The organism is Tistrella sp. (assembly GCF_002684955.1).
In the GTDB taxonomy this organism is placed as follows: Bacteria; Pseudomonadota; Alphaproteobacteria; order Tistrellales; family Tistrellaceae; genus Tistrella; species Tistrella mobilis.
The window spans coordinates 39,846-55,650 of record NZ_NYWI01000036.1; the positions used below are offsets into that span (position 1 = coordinate 39,846).

Sequence of the window (15,805 nt, forward strand, 5' to 3'; positions counted from 1 at the left end):
CGTCCCCACGCAATGGAGGTGTCCGCAGATGACCGGTTTTCAGACAGCGACCCGCAGCGTTCAGTCCCTGCCGCAGGCTCCCGGCCGTCGCCCGGGGCTTCGTCATCTGACCGGCGCTGCCGCGCTGGCGGCAGTGGTTGCGCTTGTGGCGCTGCCGGTCGGGGACGGCATCGTCCTCGGCCCGCTCACCATCGACAGGGCAGCGCTCTTCCTGGCCACGGCCGTGTTGGGCCTGTCCGCCCTGGTCCAGGGCTTCGCCTGGCGCTACATGGACGGCGATCGCGACCGTCGCGGCTTCGATCTCCGGCTCGGCATCCTGACGCTTGCCGCCCTGGTCCTGGCCGCCGCAGACCACATGCTGGCCTTCCTGGCCGCCTGGTCGGTGGTGGCACTGGTGCTGCCGCGGGCGATCGGCCATGCCCGGGGCTGGGCGGCCGCCGATGCCGCGGCGTCCCTTGCGCGCCGCAGCCTGATCGGCGGCACGGTGCTTCTGGGGGGTGGCCTGCTTCTGCTCTGGCTGGCCACGGGCGGGCACCGCTTCTCAGGCCTCGCAGCCGGGCTGCCTGCTGCGGATCCGATGATCATCGCGCTGGCGGCGCTGGCCCTGGTGGCTGCGGTGGTGGTGCAGTGTGCGCTGCCGCCCGCCCATGGCTGGCTGATGGCCTCGATGACCGCGCCCACCCCCGTCTCCGCCTTCATGCATGCGGGCCTGGTCAATGCCGGCGGCATCCTGATGCTGCGGACCCTGCCGGTCGTTGAAGCGGTGCCGGCGGCAACCGTCGCGGCCTTCGCCATGGGCAGCCTTGCGATGCTGATCGGGGCGGCCGCGTCCCGGGCCCAGACGGGTGTGAAGCGGGGGCTGGCAGCCTCTACCAGCGCGCAGATGGGCTATATGACGGTCCAGGCCGCGCTGGGCTTCCCCGGCGCCGCTCTTGCCCATCTGGTGCTGCACGGGCTCTACAAGGCGAGCCTCTTCCTGGGGGCGGGCTCGGCGCTGGCCGGTGCCCATGCACCCCGGGCGTCGGTGCCGGTGACGGCGTCCCGCCTGATGCTCGCCTGGCCTGCGGCCATCGCCGCCGGCGCCGGCTTCGCCCTGGTGACCGGCAAGCTCGACGCCACGCTTGGGGGCCGGGCCGATACCGGCGCCATCCTGGTGGCGATCGCGGGCCTGGCCGGGCTGCAGCTCGCGACCGGTGTGCTGCGCACCGGGGCCCGGACCATGGTGGTGCTGCTCGCGCTGCCGGTGGCGGCCCTGATCGCCGGCGGTCTCTACGGCGCCGTCATCCTGATCGTCGATGCCCTGACGGGCGTCGCGGCGGCACCGCAGCCGCTCGCCCTGTATCACCTTCTGCTGCCGGTGGCGCTGCTCATGGGCTGGGGCGGAATCGCCCTCGGCCTCGATCGCCGGGCCGCCGCTGCCTGGACCTTCTTCGCCACGGCGGCACGGCCCGCCGCTGCCACCACCTCCTCCGTCACGAAGGGTGCTTCCCATGCCTGAGACCGCACGGCTCCTGGCCGAGATCGAAGCCGCTGCCGCCTGCATCGCTCCCTGGCGGCCCCTCCACACCATGATTGCCATCAACCCCCTTCAGGGGCTTGAGGATCTGCCCTTCGAGGCGGCGACCGCCGAGGCGGCCCGGCTGTTCGGCGGCCGGCCCTGGCCCGATGCCGGGATGGTGGCCCCGGCCCTGGCGGATGGCCGGATCTCGGCCCCGGTGCTGACGGTTGCGGCGCTGCGCCATGGCCGGCCGGAGCTGGCCGACCCCGACCGGTTGATCAAGGCCCTGCAGCACGAGGTCGTGCCCGGCCGGCGGGCGGCCACCGGCGCCGCCGCAGATCTCGACCGGCTGACCGGCTTCTGGCTCGCGGCCTTCCTCGACCAGGGGCAGGCGACATGGGCGATGCCGGATCGGGAGCTGGGCTTCTACCGGGCCTGGCGGCGGCTGGCGCGCCATGATCGGGCGATCCCCGAGCGGCGGCGGATCGACCAGCTGCCGGACGATCCGGCGGTGCTGGTCCACCAGCGGCTGGCCGGGTTGGACATCGCAACCCGCGAGGGGATCATCCGGGCCCATCTGGTGGCCCTGCCGGGCTGGGTTGCGCATCTGCGCTGGCGGGTGGCCGAAGGGGGGCATCATCCCTGGAACGCCGTCGCTCCCGCCTCTCTGCTCGACTATGTGGCGGTGCGGCTGGCGCTCGCGGATCTGCTGGGGGTGACCCTGCCGCCGGTCGCGGCGCCGGCCGGGCCCGCGGACAGGCGGCTGCGCGCGCCGGCCGGTCTGGTGGCGCTGGAAGCCTGGGAGGAAAGCCACCGCCAGCGGCTGCTGACCATGTTGACCGCCACCCCGCCCGTGGCGGATGCTGCGGGGGCGGACCAGCCTCTCGGCCAGATCGTTCTCTGCATCGACGTGCGCTCGGAAGTGCTGCGGCGGCATCTGGAGGCGACGGGCCCCTGGGCGACGCTGGGCTTCGCCGGCTTCTTCGGCGTCCCGGTCGCGGTGCGGCCCTTCGGCGAGGATGACCCGCATGCCTCCTGCCCGGTGCTGCTCCGGCCCCGTCATCTGGTCGACGAACACCCGCTGCCCGAGGCGGCGGATCTGGCGGCGCGGCATCTTGCCGGTCGGCGGCGGCTGGGCGGGCTGAAGTCTCTGGTCAAGGAGCTGAAGGCGGGCGTTGCCGGCAGCTTCGGCTATATCGAAGCGACGGGCCTTGCCCATGGTGCGGCCATGATGCTGCGCACGCTGAGCCCCCGGCTGGCGGAGCGGCTGTCCACCGGCTTCGGCCGGGCCGTCATGCCTGAGGTGTCGGTGGTGCCGGGCCTGGATCTGCATCACGACCATGATCACGACCATGATCATCACCACCACCATGACGACGCCGAGGATCTGATCCTGGGGCTGTCGCCTGCCGAGCAGGCCTTCTTCGCCGAGGGGGCGCTGCGGGTGATGGGCCTGACCAAGGGCTTCGCCGAGCTGGTGGTCTTCTGCGGTCATGGCGGTCATACGGTCAACAACGTCTTCGCCTCGGGCCTGGATTGCGGCGCCTGCGGCGGCAATCGGGGCGGGCCCAACGCCCGGATCCTGGCGGCGCTGCTGAATGCGCCGGCGGTGCGGGCGGCGCTGGTGGAGCGGGGCATCGTGATCCCCGAGACCACCCGCTTCCTGTCGGCAGAGCACGACACCACCACCGATCGGGTCTCTCTCGATCCCGATCCGGTGGCGGCGTCCCGGCAGAGCTTCCGGCGGCTGCAGGCCGATCTGGACCGGGCGCGGCGGGCGGCGGCTGCCGAGCGGGCGTCGCACCTGACCGATGCCGATCCGGCCGATCCGGTCCGGGCGGTGGAAAAGCGGGCCGCCGACTGGTCCGAAGTCCGGCCTGAATGGGCGCTGGCCGGCAATGCCGCCTTCATCGTCGGCGATCGGGCGCTCACCCGCCATCTCGACCTTGGCGGGCGGACCTTCCTGCATTCTTATGACTGGCAGGCGGATGCCGACGGCCGGCTCCTGGAGGTGATCCTGACCGCGCCGATGGTGGTCGCGGAGTGGATCAACACCCAGTATCTGTTCTCGACGCTCGACAACGACACCTGGGGGGCAGGGTCGAAGACCATCCACGATCCGGTGGCGGGTCTCGGCGTGCTGAAGGGCAATGGCCCCGATCTCGCCGTCGGTCTGCCGCTCCAGTCGGTGATGGTGGCGGACGGGCAGATCCGGCACGAGCCGCTTCGGCTGATGGCCGTGGTCCAGGCGCCGCGCGCCCGGGTGGAGGCGGCCATCGAACGCCATGCCGTGCTCTCCACCCTGTTCGACAATGGCTGGGTCGCGCTCGCGGTGCTCGATCCCGAAACCGGATGCAGCTGGCGGCGCGACCGCAGCGGCACCTGGCTGCAGGCGCTGCCCGAACAGGCACCCGAGGCGATGTCCGAGAGTGGTGCCCTCGCCTCCGCCACCCCGATTCCGGCCTGAACCGATGTCAGATCCGACCCCGATCCGATCCCGAGGAGACGTACCCATGACTGACTCAGCTGTTTCCGATCAGATCCTGTTCCACCCGCTGAAGAAGATCGAGATCATCGTCACCGGTGAGACCGAGCCCTTCGTCCGGCGTCTTCTGGATGACTCCGGCGTCTCCGGCTACACCCTCATCCGCGACGTCGCCGGCAAGGGGCATCATCGCTTCCAGGAGGGGCGGCTGCTGTTCAACGACCAGGCCAGCCTGGTGATGCTGCTCGCCGTGGCGCCCGAGAATGCCATCCGCCGGATCGCCGCCGGCCTGGCGCCGCTCTTCCGCAAGCAGTCTGGGGTGATGTTCATCTCGGACGTGCAGGTGGTGCGTCTTGAGCACTTCACCCGGCCCGAGGCCGGCTGACCGCTGCCCGGAGGCGTGTCAGCCGAATTCGAAGGCCGACAGGTTCTTGCGGCTGCCGTCGATGACCAGCGGCCGGGTCATCGGCGGGAAGGCACGGGCGGTGCAGTTGGGGCGCTCGCAGAGCCGGCAGGTGGCGCCGATCGGCGTCACCGCCGCCGGGCTCGCCAGGTCCAGCCCGTCACCATAGACCACCCGGGGTGCATGGCCGATCTCGCAGCCCAGGCTGATCGCCAGCCGCCGGGGGGTGCCGGGATGGGGCACGGGCAGGGTGTCGACGGTGCGTGACACCGTCAGATAGATCGTGCCGTCGGGCATTTCGACCGGCTGAATCAGCGTCTGGCCAGGGGTGGCGAAGGCATCGTGGACCCGCCAGCGCGGGCAGGTGCCGCCATGGCGGGCGAAGTGGAAGCCGCCGGCGGCAAAGCGCTTCGACACGTTGCCGGCATTGTCGACCCGAAGCAGGAAGAAGGGGATGCCGCGCGCTTCCGGCCGCTGAAGCGTGGTCAGGCGGTGGGCGACCTGTTCCACGCTGGCATCGAAGCGGGCGGCCAGTACCATGACGTCGTAGCGGCAGCGCTCTGCGGCTTCCAGGAAGGGGATATACGGCATCATCACGGCGCCGGCGAAATAGTTGGCAAGGCCGATCCGGCAGAGGCGGCGTGCCTCTTCGGTGCGAAGCCCCGCCTCTGCGACCATGTGGTCCATCAATGCGCCATGCTCCATGAGCGCGATCTGCACCGCCACCTGAAAACACCGGCTGGGGCGGGGCAGCAGTTCCGAGAGGAACAGCCGGCGGGTGTGGTGGTCATGGCGTCGCTGCATGTCGGGCATGACATGGATGGGCAGGACCGTCACGGCCAGCCCGTGGCGGTCGCGCAGACGCTCCATCAGCCCGGCCATCCTGTCACCGGCGGGGAGCCCGGCGGCCAGCATTTCGGCAGTCGTGTCGAGTTCGGTGATGTGGTTGCCGCGGGCATGGAAATAATCCCGCACTTCCTCGATCGGAAAACGGTCGTCATCGGCGACCGGTCGGCGGTCGCGGCCGAGCGCCAGCGAGGCGAGGTCGTCGGCCTGCCGGGCATTGCGCCGCCAGGCACGGTAGAGCGTTACCAGCGCCCGGGCGATGCGCGGGCTGGAGGTGACGGCGTCGTTGATCTCGGCGGGGCCCGGCCGGCCGGCCGGATCCCGCGGATCGGCGACCACCGGGTCGGCCAGCGCTTCCGCCAGTTCCGAGGCCAGCCGGGCTTCGTTCTCGCCGCCGAGGTCACGCAGGTCGATGGCATAGGTGGTCGCCAGCTTCAGCAGCAGTTGCGCGGTCAGCGGCCGCTGATTGTGTTCGACGAGATTGAGATAGCTTGCCGAGACGCCGAGGTCGCGGGCCATGGCGCTCTGGGTGAGGCCGCGGCTTTCGCGGAGATGGCGCATGCGTGCGCCTGCGAAGATCTTTCTGTCCATACGTCGCGGCGACTTTCACAAACTTTACAAACCGAAGGGAAATAAGGTCAACATTTTGACTTGAAAACCTTTTTCCAGATTTCAGTGATGAAGGGACGCCGCCGGTCTGTCAATCCTGTGACACGAGGAAATGACGACTGGAGACGGGGCCATGACGGCGATGACCAGGATCGACGGGGCAGGCATGGTGCAGGCGACACCGGCCCCGGATGTGGAGACCGCCGCCCTGCTCGGGGCGGATGCGCTTGCCTTTCTGTCAGGGCTGGAACGGCGTTTCGGCGCCCGGCGGCGCGAGCTGCTGGTGGCGCGCACGGCTCGCGCCGTTCGCATCGCCACAGGCGCCGAACCTCTGGATTTCCCCGCAGAGACCGCGGCAATCCGTGCCGCGGACTGGCGGGTGCGGCCGGCGCCGGCCGATCTTGTCGACCGGCGGGTCGAGATCACCGGGCCGGTGACGGAGAAGCTGGTGGTCTCCGCCCTGAACTCGGGCGCCAATGCCTTCATGGCCGATTTCGAGGATGCGACCCCCCCGCTCTGGGGGGCGTTGCTCACCGGCCAGGCGGTGCTGTACCGGGCGGTGCGCCGCACGCTTACCCATCGCGACCCGGCGACCGGTCGCGAGACGTCCCTTTCCCCGACGCCGGCGGTGCTGATCGTGCGGCCGCGCGGCTGGCATATGGAAGAGACGCATCTCAAGGTCGACGGGACGGCGATATCGGCCGCACTGTTCGATGCCGGGCTGTTCCTCTTCCACAATGCCGCCGAGGCGGTCGCCCGCGGTACGGGCCCCTATCTCTATCTGCCCAAGCTGGAGAACCGGCACGAGGCGGCGCTCTGGCGTGACGTGCTGGAATGGGTGGAAGACCGGCTCGACCTCGCCCGCGGCACCATCCGGGTCACGGTGCTGATCGAGACCCTGCCCGCCGCCTTCGAGATGGACGAGATCCTCCACACGCTTCGCGACCATGTCACCGGCCTCAATTGCGGCCGCTGGGACTATGTCTTCTCGATGATCAAGACCCTGGGCACACGGCCGGATTTCATCCTGCCCGACCGGGCGCAGGTGACCATGACCGCGCCGGCGCTGGCCGCCTATGCCCAGCTGCTGATCCGCACCTGCCATCGTCGCGGCGCCCATGCCATGGGCGGCATGGCGGCCCAGATCCCGCTGCGCGACGATGCCGAGGGCAATGCCCGTGCGCTGGCCCGGGTCCGGGCGGACAAGGCCCGCGAGGCCGGGCTTGGCCATGACGGTACCTGGGTGGCCCATCCGGGACTGATCGCCGAGGCCCGCGCCGCCTTCGATGCGGTGATGACCGGTCAGAACCAGCTCGACCGGCCCGATGACGGGCCGGAGATCACGGCGGCCGATCTGCTTCAGCGCCCGGAAGGGACGATCACCACCGCCGGGCTCCGGACCAGTCTCTCGGTCGGCATCCGCTATCTGGCCCATTGGCTGGACGGCCGCGGCTGCGTCGCCCTCGACGGGCTGATGGAGGATGCGGCCACCGCCGAGATCTGCCGCGTCCAGCTCTGGCAATGGGCACGCCATCGGGTGCGGACCGAGGACGGCGTCGCCGTCACCGCCGCCCGGCTCGCCACCGAAGCGGCCGGTCTGCGCGCCGACTGGGCGGCCCTGCCGCGCGGCGCCGAAGCCGAAGCGATGTTCCTCACCCTCTGCGGCGGCGACCGGCCGCTGCCCTTTCTGACCCTGCCGGCCTATCGCGCGATCACCGCCGCGGCGGCCTGACGTCCTTCATTCCATCGACGCCCGTCACCCCATCGACGACCACCTCCCCATCGACGAGGAGTCCTCATCCATGACCAGCTTCGACACCCTGGTGCCCGGCGCTCCTGCCGGCCGCTTCGACGGCATCACCCGCAGCTATACCGCGGCCGATGTCGAGCGGCTGCGCGGATCGGTGCGCATTGCCCTGAGCCTGGCCGAACGTGGCGCCAACCGGCTCTGGCAGCTGCTCCATGACGAGCCTTACATCAATGCCCTGGGGGCATTGTCCGGCAATCAGGCGATGCAGATGGTGCGCGCCGGGCTGAAGGCGATCTATCTTTCGGGCTGGCAGGTCGCCGCCGATGCCAACCAGGCCGGTGCCATGTATCCGGATCAGAGCCTCTATCCGGCCAATTCCGGACCGGAACTCGCGCGGCGGATCAACCGCACCCTGCAGCGCGCCGACCAGATCGAGCATGCCGAAGGCCGGCGCAGCGTCGACGACTGGTTCGCGCCGATCGTGGCCGATGCCGAGGCCGGCTTCGGCGGGCCGCTCAACGCCTTCGAGATCATGAAGGCCTATATCGAGGCGGGGGCGGCCGGTGTCCATTTCGAGGACCAGCTGGCGTCGGAGAAGAAGTGCGGTCATCTGGGCGGCAAGGTCCTGATCCCGATCGCAGCCCACATCCGCAATCTGACGGCGGCGCGCCTCGCCGCCGATGTGATGGGCGTGCCGACCCTGATCGTGGCGCGCACCGATGCCGAGGCGGCGAAGCTGATCACCTCGGATATCGATGAACGCGACCGGCCGTTCATCGTGCCGGGTGAGCGCACCGCCGAAGGCTTCCATGCCTTCCGCAACGGCGTCGACGCCTGCATCGCCCGCGGTCTCGCCTATGCGCCCCATGCCGATCTGCTGTGGTGGGAGACCTCCCATCCCGATCTGGATGATGCCCGCCGCTTCGCCGAGGCGGTGCACGCGCAGTATCCGGGCAAGCTGCTCGCCTATAACTGTTCGCCCTCGTTCAACTGGCGGGCAAAGCTGTCGGAGGCGGAGATTGCCCGTTTCCAGCGGGAGCTGGGGGCGATGGGCTACCGTTTCCAGTTCGTGACGCTGGCCGGCTTCCATCAGCTCAATCATGGGATGTTCGAACTGGCCCGCGGCTACCGCGACCGCGGCATGGCGGCCTATGCCGAGCTGCAGCAGGCAGAATTCGCCTCGGAAGCCGCGGGCTATACGGCCACCCGTCATCAGCGCGAGGTCGGCACCGGCTATTTCGACGCCGTGTCGCTCGCCATCACCGGCGGCCGGTCGTCGACCACGGCTATGGCCGAGTCGACCGAAGCCGCGCAGTTCGACAAATCCGCCGCCGAGTGAGGAGAATCCTGCCATGTACGACGCCGAGATGATCGCCATCCCGGGCAGCGGCTCCTGCCCGCATCCCCCCGATCGCGATACCGCCATCCGCCGCCTCGCCGACCAGGTCCACCGCCTGAACCACGCCGTCTCGGTGGCGGTCCAGGCCGGGGCGACGGTCGAACTGCACCGCGTGAGCCGCATCCATGACGGTGCCGGCCATTGGGGCGATCAGCTGGTGCCGGTGGTGAAGGTTCCCGACTGACCTGTCGGGGCCCATGCGGTCGGGATCACGCCCTCCCGTTACCTCGGCCAGTGGCGATGGTGACGGTCGATCACGAAGGCATGGGCGTGCACGTGGCCCCGGGGGCCGGGGCGGGCATCGGCCAGATGCGGATGCCCCTCCGGCAGGGCCACGTGCACATGTTCCATCACATCCGGATCATGGCGGTGCCAGCACAGCAGGGCGGCCAGGGTCGCGGCACCGGCGATCGCCGCCATCAGCATGAAGGTCGTCCCGAGGCCGAGCGCGGCACCACCCCAGCCGGCGAGCGGATAGGCCAGCAGCCAGCAGGCATGAGAAAGAGCGAACTGGGCCGCGAACAGAGCGGGCCGGTCCTCGGGCGCCGCCGAACGGCGCAGCAGCCGGCCGGCGGGTGTCTGGGCCAGCGCCGACGCCAGACCCAGGGCAAACCAGAGGATGGCGAGGGTCGGAGGACCCGAGACCAGCAGCCCGGCCAGAAGGCAGGGGGCGAGCATTGCCGTGCCGGCGAGCATCACGCCGCGCTCCGGCAGCCGGTCGAGCAGCCGGGGCAGGGCGAGGGCGGCCAGCATCGACCCGGCGCCGTTGATCGCCAGCATGACCGCCGTTTCGCTTTCCCCCAGGCCGAAGCGGCCCTGGACGATCACCACCGTGTCGACGATCACCATCGCACCGGCGGCTGCCAGTGCCAGATCGATCGCAGCGAGGCCGCGCAGCCGGGGGGTGGCGAAGATGATGCGCAGGCCGTCGAGGCTGCGCCGGCCCAGGGCGGGGCGCGCCCCTTTCATCCGGCCGCCAGGCAGGGCGAGCCCGGCGATGAGGGCGGCCGAGATCAGGAAGCCTGCCGCGGTCCCGCCGAACAGGGCATGGAAACCGGTGATGGTGAGCAGGGCGGCCGCCAGTGCCGGGCTTGCGACCGCTTCCAGATCATAGGCGAGGCGCGAGGCAGAGAGCGCCCTCGTATACTCGCCGTCATCGGTCAGGATCTCAGGGATCAGCGCCTGGACCATGGGCGTGAAGGCGGCCGAGGCCGACTGCAGCAGAAAGATCAGCAGATAGATCTGCCAGATGTCGGTCACGAAGGGCAGGGAGGCGGCCATTGCGGCCCGGAGGATGTCCAGCCCGACCAGCAGCGGCCGTTTCGGCAGCCGTTCCGCCAGGGCTGCGGCAAGCGGGGCGACGCCGACATAGGCGATCATCTTGATCGCCAGCGCCGTGCCCAGCACGGTACCCGCGCCGGCTCCGGCCAGATCCCAGGCGAGCAGGCCGAGCGCCACGGTGGCAAGCCCGGTGCCCGTCAGGGCGACGATCTGTGCCAGGAACAGGCGGCGCCAGATGCGGTTCGCGGGCAGGGCTGCCATGGAACGGCTCCTCCGGTCAGGGTCCGGCGGCAGTCGGCAGGGCGTGCGCCGGGTGCTCAGAGATGTCGGATGCTCAGAGATGTCGGGTGCTCAGAGATACTTCGCGATCGCCTTGAATTCGGTGAGCACCTGCCGTCGCGGCCCGTCCAGCGGGGCTGCGACATCGTCGAGACAGTGGTCCAGATGATCCTGAATCAGGGTGCGCTTCGCCTGGGCGACCGCCTTTTCGACCGCATGGAGCTGCTGGGCCACGTCGAGGCAGGGCCGACCGGCCTCGATCATCTGCACGACGCTGCGCAAATGGCCCTCCGCACGCTTCAGGCGCTTCACCACCTCGGGGTGGGTGGCATGGATATGCAGGTGCTCTGTCATGGTGCTTATCCTATCCCCCTGGAGAGGATAAGTCGAGGCCTGGAAAAGCCCGGCAGGGCCGGGCTTGCGGGGTCGGTCGCGGCAGGGTCAGTTGGCGACGGCGCGCAGCCGGGCCCCGGTGGAGCCGCGCAGGATCGGCCGGCCCGAGAGCACCATCTTGCGGGCCGGGCCGCCCGGGCGCTGCAGCCGGTCGAACAGCAGCGACATGGCGGTGGTGCCGATTTCGTGCACCGGCTGTTCGATGACGGTCAGGCCGGGGCCGACCAGACCGGTCCAGGTCTCGTTGTCGAAACCGGCAACCGCCAGATCATGCGGCATGCTGAGCCCCAGCCGGCGGACCGCACGGGCGACGCCCAGCAGAAGCTGGCCGTTGCTGGCGATCAGCGCATCGGGGCGATCGGCCGACTGCATCCAGTCCAGCAGCTCCGCCTCTCCCGCATCGGCGGTGGGTGGAACGAAACGGGCAGGGGCCGGCAGACCGCGGGTGGCAAGGGCCGCGGCGAAACCGGCATGGCGTTCGATGCCGGTGGTGCTGGTGTTGCCGAACAGGCCGCCGATGCGGCGATAACCCTGTTCCATCAGATGCAAGACCAGGGTGTGGGCGGCGGCGGCATTGTCGAGCACCACGGCATCGTGCAGGCCCGGGGGGCCGACGCGATCGATCAGCACCGCCGGGAAATCGAGCGCGGTCTGCGACAGGGCCTCGGCCGAGGTGCGGGTGGGTGCGAAGATCAGCCCGGTCACCCGTTCCTCCTGCATGAGGCGCAGATACATCGCCTCTTTCTCAGGGTTCTCGTCGGTGTTGCACAGGATGACCCGCATGCCGGCCTCGTAGGCGGCATCTTCCACCGCCCGGCTGACCGCGGTGAAGAAGGGGTTGCGGATGTCGGACACGATCAGGCCGATCGTCCGGCTGTGCTGAGAGCGCAGCCGGCGGGCCGAAAGATTGGGGCGATAGCCGGTGGCGCGGATCGCCGCATCGACCTTGTCGCGCAACTGCGTACTGACGGGGCCGCCGGTCAGCACCCGCGACACGGTTGCGACCGAGACCCCGGCTTCGCGGGCGACATCCTTGATTCTGGCCTTGAGCGTGGACATAGCCTGAAATCGTTTTCAGTTCCGTAAACCGGATTTTCGCCCATCGGCTGGCGGATTGCAAGCATTTGCTGCAGTGCAGCATATGTGTGAAAGGGTGCTGCCTTGACAGTGTTTGTGTAATCGATTTCAATTCACCCCGAAGTGCCGTTCGGCACGAAAATTCCGCACGCCCCAAGCCGGCCCCGCGGGCCGCCGGGGCCGTGCCTGTCGACACGCCCGGTGGCCCCGACAACAGGGGCGGACCCAGACGGCCGGGCAGGGGAGGAAGACCAGACGATGACGCCAGCCCCCGAGCCCTTCGCGCCGCCGGCCGACGGCGCCGCCGCCATCCGCCGCGATCTCATCCGGCTGGGGGCCGCCCCTGCCGACAAGGCGACGGCCATCCGCGAGACGGCGCAGATGCTGGTCGCCGCCGGCATCTGCGCACCGGCCTATGTCGACAGCATGTTGAAGCGCGAGGCGGTGGCGAACACCTTCTTGGGCTCCGGCGTGGCCATCCCCCATGGCATGGTCGACGACCGCGCGCTGGTCCATGGCAATGCGGTGGCGGTGCTGCAGGTGCCTGCGGGCGTGACCTGGAATGACGGCCAGACCGCCCGCCTGGTGGTGGCGATCGCCGCCAGATCCGATGCCCATATCGCGATCCTGCGCCGCCTGACCCGGCTGCTGAACGACGAGGCGCGGCTGGCCGAACTCACCCGCACCAGCCGTGCCGAAGACATCATCCGGGCACTGTCGGGCGAGGATCTGCCCGCCACTGCGGCGGGAGAGGCAACCGATTTCGCCGAAGGCTTCGACTGGACGGTCGACTACCCGACCGGCCTTCATGCCCGTCCCGCCTCTGTCTGGGCCGATACGGCCCGGCGGTTCCAGGCCCGGATCCGCATCCGCCATGGCGGCGAGGCGGCGGACGCCAAAAACATGATCCCGCTGTTGCAGCTTGGTCTGAAACAGGGCGACACCGTCCGGGTCTCGGCCGAAGGCGCCGATGCTGCCCGGGCACTTCAGCAGCTGAAGGCGGTCATGGACCGGCTGGGCCAGGAAGAGCGGGCGGCAGCGGCGCGCGCGGCCGAGCGGGCCGCCGCGCCGGTCGCCGGCTGGACCCCGCCCGCCGATGCCGGGCTGGTGCCGGTTGCCGGCCTGCCTGCCGCACCCGGCCTTGCCATCGGCCGGGTCCATGTGCTCGCGTCCGGGCCGATGACGGTTCCCGATCGGCCGGTTTCGCTGATCGAGGGGGGCGATGCGCTCCATGGCGCATTGCAGCTGACCCGCGAACAGCTCAAGGTTCTGGCCGACGACACCTCCCGCCGGCTGGGGGCCGCGGAAGCGAAGATCTTCGAGGCCCAGGCCGAGCTGCTGAACGATGCCGATCTGGTGACCCTTGCCTGCCAGCTGATGGTCGAAGGCCATGGCGTTGCCTGGTCGTGGCACGAAGCGGTGGAGCGGCTGGCCGGGCGGCTGGCGGCTTCCGACAATCCGGTCCTTGCCGCCCGGGCCGCGGATCTGCGCGATGTCGGCCGGCGGGTGCTGCTGCGGATCGAGCCGGGCCTCGCCCCGGGCGGCATCGGTGACCTGCCCGAGGGGCCGGTGATCCTGCTGGCCGCCGATCTCTCGCCCTCCGACACGGCCGGGCTGGATACGGGGAAAGTGATCGGCCTCGCCACCGCCCAGGGCGGCCCCACCTCTCATACCGCGATCCTGGCGCGCACCCTGGGCCTGCCGGCGATGGTGGCCGGGGGCGGCGCGCTGCTCGACATCACCCCCGGCACCCAGGTGATCCTGGATGGTCAGGCCGGGCGGCTCTATGTCGAGCCGTCGGATGCGGCGCTCGCCTTTGCCCGCGCCTGGGCCGACGAGCAGGCGGCCCTGCGGGCGCGGGCGGCAGAGGAACGGGGTCTGCCGGCCCGGACCACCGACGGCCATACCGTCGAGATCGGGGCCAATGTCAACCGGCCCGATCAGGTGCCGCTGGCGCTGGATCAGGGGGCCGAGGGCGTCGGCCTGATGCGCACCGAATTCCTGTTCCTGGAACGCGACCGCACGCCCGACGAGGACGAGCAGTATGCCTTCTATCGCGATATGGCTGCGGCGCTCGACGGCCGGCCGCTGATCGTGCGGGCGCTCGACATCGGCGGTGACAAGCAGGTGGCGCATCTGCATCTGCCGCATGAGGAGAACCCGTTCCTCGGCGTGCGCGGCGCCCGGCTGCTGCTGCGCCGGCCCGATCTGCTGGAACCCCAGCTGCGTGCGCTCTATCGCGCCGCCCGCGAGGGCGCGAAGCTTTCGATCATGTTCCCGATGATCACGTCGCTGGGCGAGGTGCTGGAACTGCGCCGGATCGCCGACCGCATCCGCGCCGATCTCGATGCGCCCGAGGTCCCGCTCGGCATCATGGTCGAGGTGCCGTCAACCGCCGTGCAGGCGGACGTCTTCGCCCCCCATGTCGACTTCTTCTCGATCGGTACCAACGATCTCACCCAGTACGGTCTGGCGATCGACCGGCAGCATCCGGATCTGGCCGCCGAGGCGGACAGCCTGCATCCGGCCGTGCTCAGGCTGATCCGGATGACGGTCGAGGGCGCCGCCCGTGCCGGCCGCTGGGTCGGTGTCTGCGGCGGCATTGCCGGCGATCCTTTCGGCGCCGCGCTGCTGGCCGGCCTCGGTGTGCGCGAGCTGTCGATGACGCCGCGCGACATCCCGGCGGTGAAGGCCCGGCTGCGCGCGCTGGACCATGCCGCACTGAAGGCGCTGGCCGAAGAGGCCCTGGCCGCTGGCACCGCCGCCGATGTCCGGGCGCTGGAGGCGAGGCTCGGCGCATGACGGCCACGATCATCACCGTCACCCTCAACCCGGCGATCGACCAGACGATCGTGATCGACCATCTGGTGCCGGGAGAGGTTCATCGGGCGAAGCGGGTGGAACGCAGCCCCGGCGGCAAGGGCGTCAATGTCGCAAGCTGCCTGGCCGATTGGGGGCTTCGGGTCACCGCGACCGGCATTCTGGGGCGCGACAATGCCGCCGCCTTCGACGAGATCTTCGCCGCCGGCCGCATCGCCGACCGCTTTCTCAGGGTGCCCGGAGAGACCCGGGTCAATGTGAAACTGGCCGATCTGGCCGCAGCAGACACCACCGATATCAACCTGCCCGGCCTGGCAGTCGGGGCCGCCGATCTCGGCCGGTTGCGCGCCGTGCTCGACGAGGTGGCGGGGGCCGGATCGGTGGTGGTGCTGGCCGGTAGTCTGCCTTCTGGGGTGGCGGTCGGGATCTATCCCGATCTCTGCCGCAGGCTCCGCGCCCGCGGCGCCCGGGTGGTGCTGGATACGAGCGGTGCGCCGCTCGCCACCGCCCTGGGGGCCGACGAGGATGCGCTGCCCGACTGCGTGAAGCCCAACCGGGACGAGCTTGCCGCCTGGGCCGGCCGGCGGCTCGAAACCAGGGCCGATCTGCTGGCGGCGGCGCAGGGCCTGGTGGCGCGGGGGATCGCGCTGGTGGTGGTCTCGATGGGGGCAGAGGGGGCCCTGTTCGTGACCGCCACCCGCGCGATCCATGCCGGCCTGCCGCCCGAGCGCGTGCTGAGCACGGTGGGGGCGGGCGACGCCATGGTTGCCGGCATCGTCGCTGCCCATGCGGAGGGGGGGGATCTCGAACGGATCGCCCGCGCCGGCACCGCTTTCGCCGCGACCAAGCTTGGCCTTGTGGGGCCGCATCTGCCGGGGCGGGGCGTGGTCGAGGCGGCCATGGCCCGCGTGCATCTGGCCGAGGCCGATATCGCCGACCGTCTTCAGGTCCGGAACTGATCCGCT

12 protein-coding genes are annotated in these 15,805 nt (G+C 70.3%); 8 read left to right on the forward strand and 4 right to left on the reverse strand.

Annotated elements, in window-relative coordinates; translation table 11 throughout:
* The first annotated feature begins 28 nt into the window (after positions 1-28).
* From CMO28_RS12655 to CMO28_RS12665, 3 genes are read left to right on the forward strand one after another with little or no spacing between them, the layout of a single operon-like run.
* Positions 29-1,498, forward strand: coding sequence for a proton-conducting transporter membrane subunit (locus CMO28_RS12655; RefSeq protein WP_296713962.1), 1,470 nt, complete (start codon positions 29-31; stop codon positions 1,496-1,498).
* Positions 1,491-3,965 carry a DUF2309 domain-containing protein gene (locus CMO28_RS12660; RefSeq protein ID WP_296713963.1) on the forward strand — a complete coding sequence of 825 codons (2,475 nt, stop codon included), beginning with the start codon at positions 1,491-1,493 and terminating at the stop codon, positions 3,963-3,965. The genes CMO28_RS12655 and CMO28_RS12660 overlap by 8 nt, the downstream gene beginning before the upstream one ends.
* A gap of 46 nt (positions 3,966-4,011) precedes the next feature.
* Positions 4,012-4,368, forward strand: a complete 357-nt coding sequence (locus CMO28_RS12665) for a P-II family nitrogen regulator (protein ID WP_296713964.1) — start codon at positions 4,012-4,014, stop codon at positions 4,366-4,368.
* A gap of 18 nt (positions 4,369-4,386) precedes the next feature.
* On the opposite strand, the gene CMO28_RS12670 is transcribed toward CMO28_RS12665, so the two are convergent.
* Positions 4,387-5,793, reverse strand: coding sequence for a helix-turn-helix domain-containing protein (locus CMO28_RS12670; protein ID WP_296713966.1), 1,407 nt, complete (start codon positions 5,791-5,793; stop codon positions 4,387-4,389).
* Between the two features lie 181 nt (positions 5,794-5,974).
* Here CMO28_RS12670 and aceB point away from each other — a divergent pair, with 181 nt between their 5' ends.
* The 3 genes from aceB (at position 5,975) to CMO28_RS12685 (ending at position 9,174) form a co-directional block, all read left to right on the forward strand.
* Entirely contained in the window at positions 5,975-7,573 is a 1,599-nt protein-coding gene (gene aceB / locus CMO28_RS12675) for a malate synthase A (RefSeq protein WP_296713968.1), read from the forward strand.
* 70 nt (positions 7,574-7,643) lie between these two features.
* Positions 7,644-8,930: an isocitrate lyase gene (aceA, locus tag CMO28_RS12680; RefSeq protein ID WP_296713972.1), complete on the forward strand. Its 1,287-nt coding sequence runs from the start codon at positions 7,644-7,646 to the stop codon at positions 8,928-8,930.
* Between the two features lie 13 nt (positions 8,931-8,943).
* Positions 8,944-9,174: a hypothetical protein gene (locus tag CMO28_RS12685; protein WP_296713974.1), complete on the forward strand. Its 231-nt coding sequence runs from the start codon at positions 8,944-8,946 to the stop codon at positions 9,172-9,174.
* Between the two features lie 38 nt (positions 9,175-9,212).
* Here CMO28_RS12685 and CMO28_RS12690 read toward each other — a convergent pair whose 3' ends face one another.
* From CMO28_RS12690 to CMO28_RS12700, 3 genes are all read right to left on the reverse strand, one after another.
* The gene (locus tag CMO28_RS12690) at positions 9,213-10,532 is read right to left on the reverse strand and encodes an MFS transporter (RefSeq protein ID WP_296713975.1); all 1,320 of its coding nucleotides are present in this window, start codon (positions 10,530-10,532) and stop codon (positions 9,213-9,215) included.
* Positions 10,533-10,622: 90 nt separating this feature from the next.
* The gene (locus CMO28_RS12695) at positions 10,623-10,904 is read right to left on the reverse strand and encodes a metal-sensing transcriptional repressor (protein WP_296713978.1); all 282 of its coding nucleotides are present in this window, start codon (positions 10,902-10,904) and stop codon (positions 10,623-10,625) included.
* Between the two features lie 87 nt (positions 10,905-10,991).
* Entirely contained in the window at positions 10,992-12,002 is a 1,011-nt protein-coding gene (locus CMO28_RS12700) for a LacI family DNA-binding transcriptional regulator (protein ID WP_296713980.1), read from the reverse strand.
* Positions 12,003-12,278: 276 nt separating this feature from the next.
* Here CMO28_RS12700 and ptsP point away from each other — a divergent pair, with 276 nt between their 5' ends.
* Together ptsP and pfkB are read left to right on the forward strand one after the other, a co-directional pair.
* Positions 12,279-14,822 carry a phosphoenolpyruvate--protein phosphotransferase gene (gene ptsP, locus CMO28_RS12705; RefSeq protein ID WP_296713982.1) on the forward strand — a complete coding sequence of 848 codons (2,544 nt, stop codon included), beginning with the start codon at positions 12,279-12,281 and terminating at the stop codon, positions 14,820-14,822.
* The gene (gene pfkB / locus CMO28_RS12710) at positions 14,819-15,799 is read left to right on the forward strand and encodes a 1-phosphofructokinase (protein ID WP_296713983.1); all 981 of its coding nucleotides are present in this window, start codon (positions 14,819-14,821) and stop codon (positions 15,797-15,799) included. Before ptsP ends, pfkB begins: the two co-directional genes overlap by 4 nt.
* The last annotated feature ends 6 nt before the right edge of the window (positions 15,800-15,805 follow it).

Coding starts and splice junctions, on each gene's coding strand:
- CMO28_RS12660 (WP_296713963.1), top strand. CDS start 1,491: ATGCCTGAGACCGCACGGCTCCTGGCCGAGATCGAAGCCGCTGCCGCC.
- CMO28_RS12690 (WP_296713975.1), bottom strand. CDS start 10,532: ATGGCAGCCCTGCCCGCGAACCGCATCTGGCGCCGCCTGTTCCTGGCA.
- aceA (WP_296713972.1), top strand. CDS start 7,644: ATGACCAGCTTCGACACCCTGGTGCCCGGCGCTCCTGCCGGCCGCTTC.
- ptsP (WP_296713982.1), top strand. CDS start 12,279: ATGACGCCAGCCCCCGAGCCCTTCGCGCCGCCGGCCGACGGCGCCGCC.
- CMO28_RS12685 (WP_296713974.1), top strand. CDS start 8,944: ATGTACGACGCCGAGATGATCGCCATCCCGGGCAGCGGCTCCTGCCCG.
- CMO28_RS12665 (WP_296713964.1), top strand. CDS start 4,012: ATGACTGACTCAGCTGTTTCCGATCAGATCCTGTTCCACCCGCTGAAG.
- aceB (WP_296713968.1), top strand. CDS start 5,975: ATGACGGCGATGACCAGGATCGACGGGGCAGGCATGGTGCAGGCGACA.
- pfkB (WP_296713983.1), top strand. CDS start 14,819: ATGACGGCCACGATCATCACCGTCACCCTCAACCCGGCGATCGACCAG.
- CMO28_RS12695 (WP_296713978.1), bottom strand. CDS start 10,904: ATGACAGAGCACCTGCATATCCATGCCACCCACCCCGAGGTGGTGAAG.
- CMO28_RS12670 (WP_296713966.1), bottom strand. CDS start 5,793: ATGCGCCATCTCCGCGAAAGCCGCGGCCTCACCCAGAGCGCCATGGCC.
- CMO28_RS12655 (WP_296713962.1), top strand. CDS start 29: ATGACCGGTTTTCAGACAGCGACCCGCAGCGTTCAGTCCCTGCCGCAG.
- CMO28_RS12700 (WP_296713980.1), bottom strand. CDS start 12,002: ATGTCCACGCTCAAGGCCAGAATCAAGGATGTCGCCCGCGAAGCCGGG.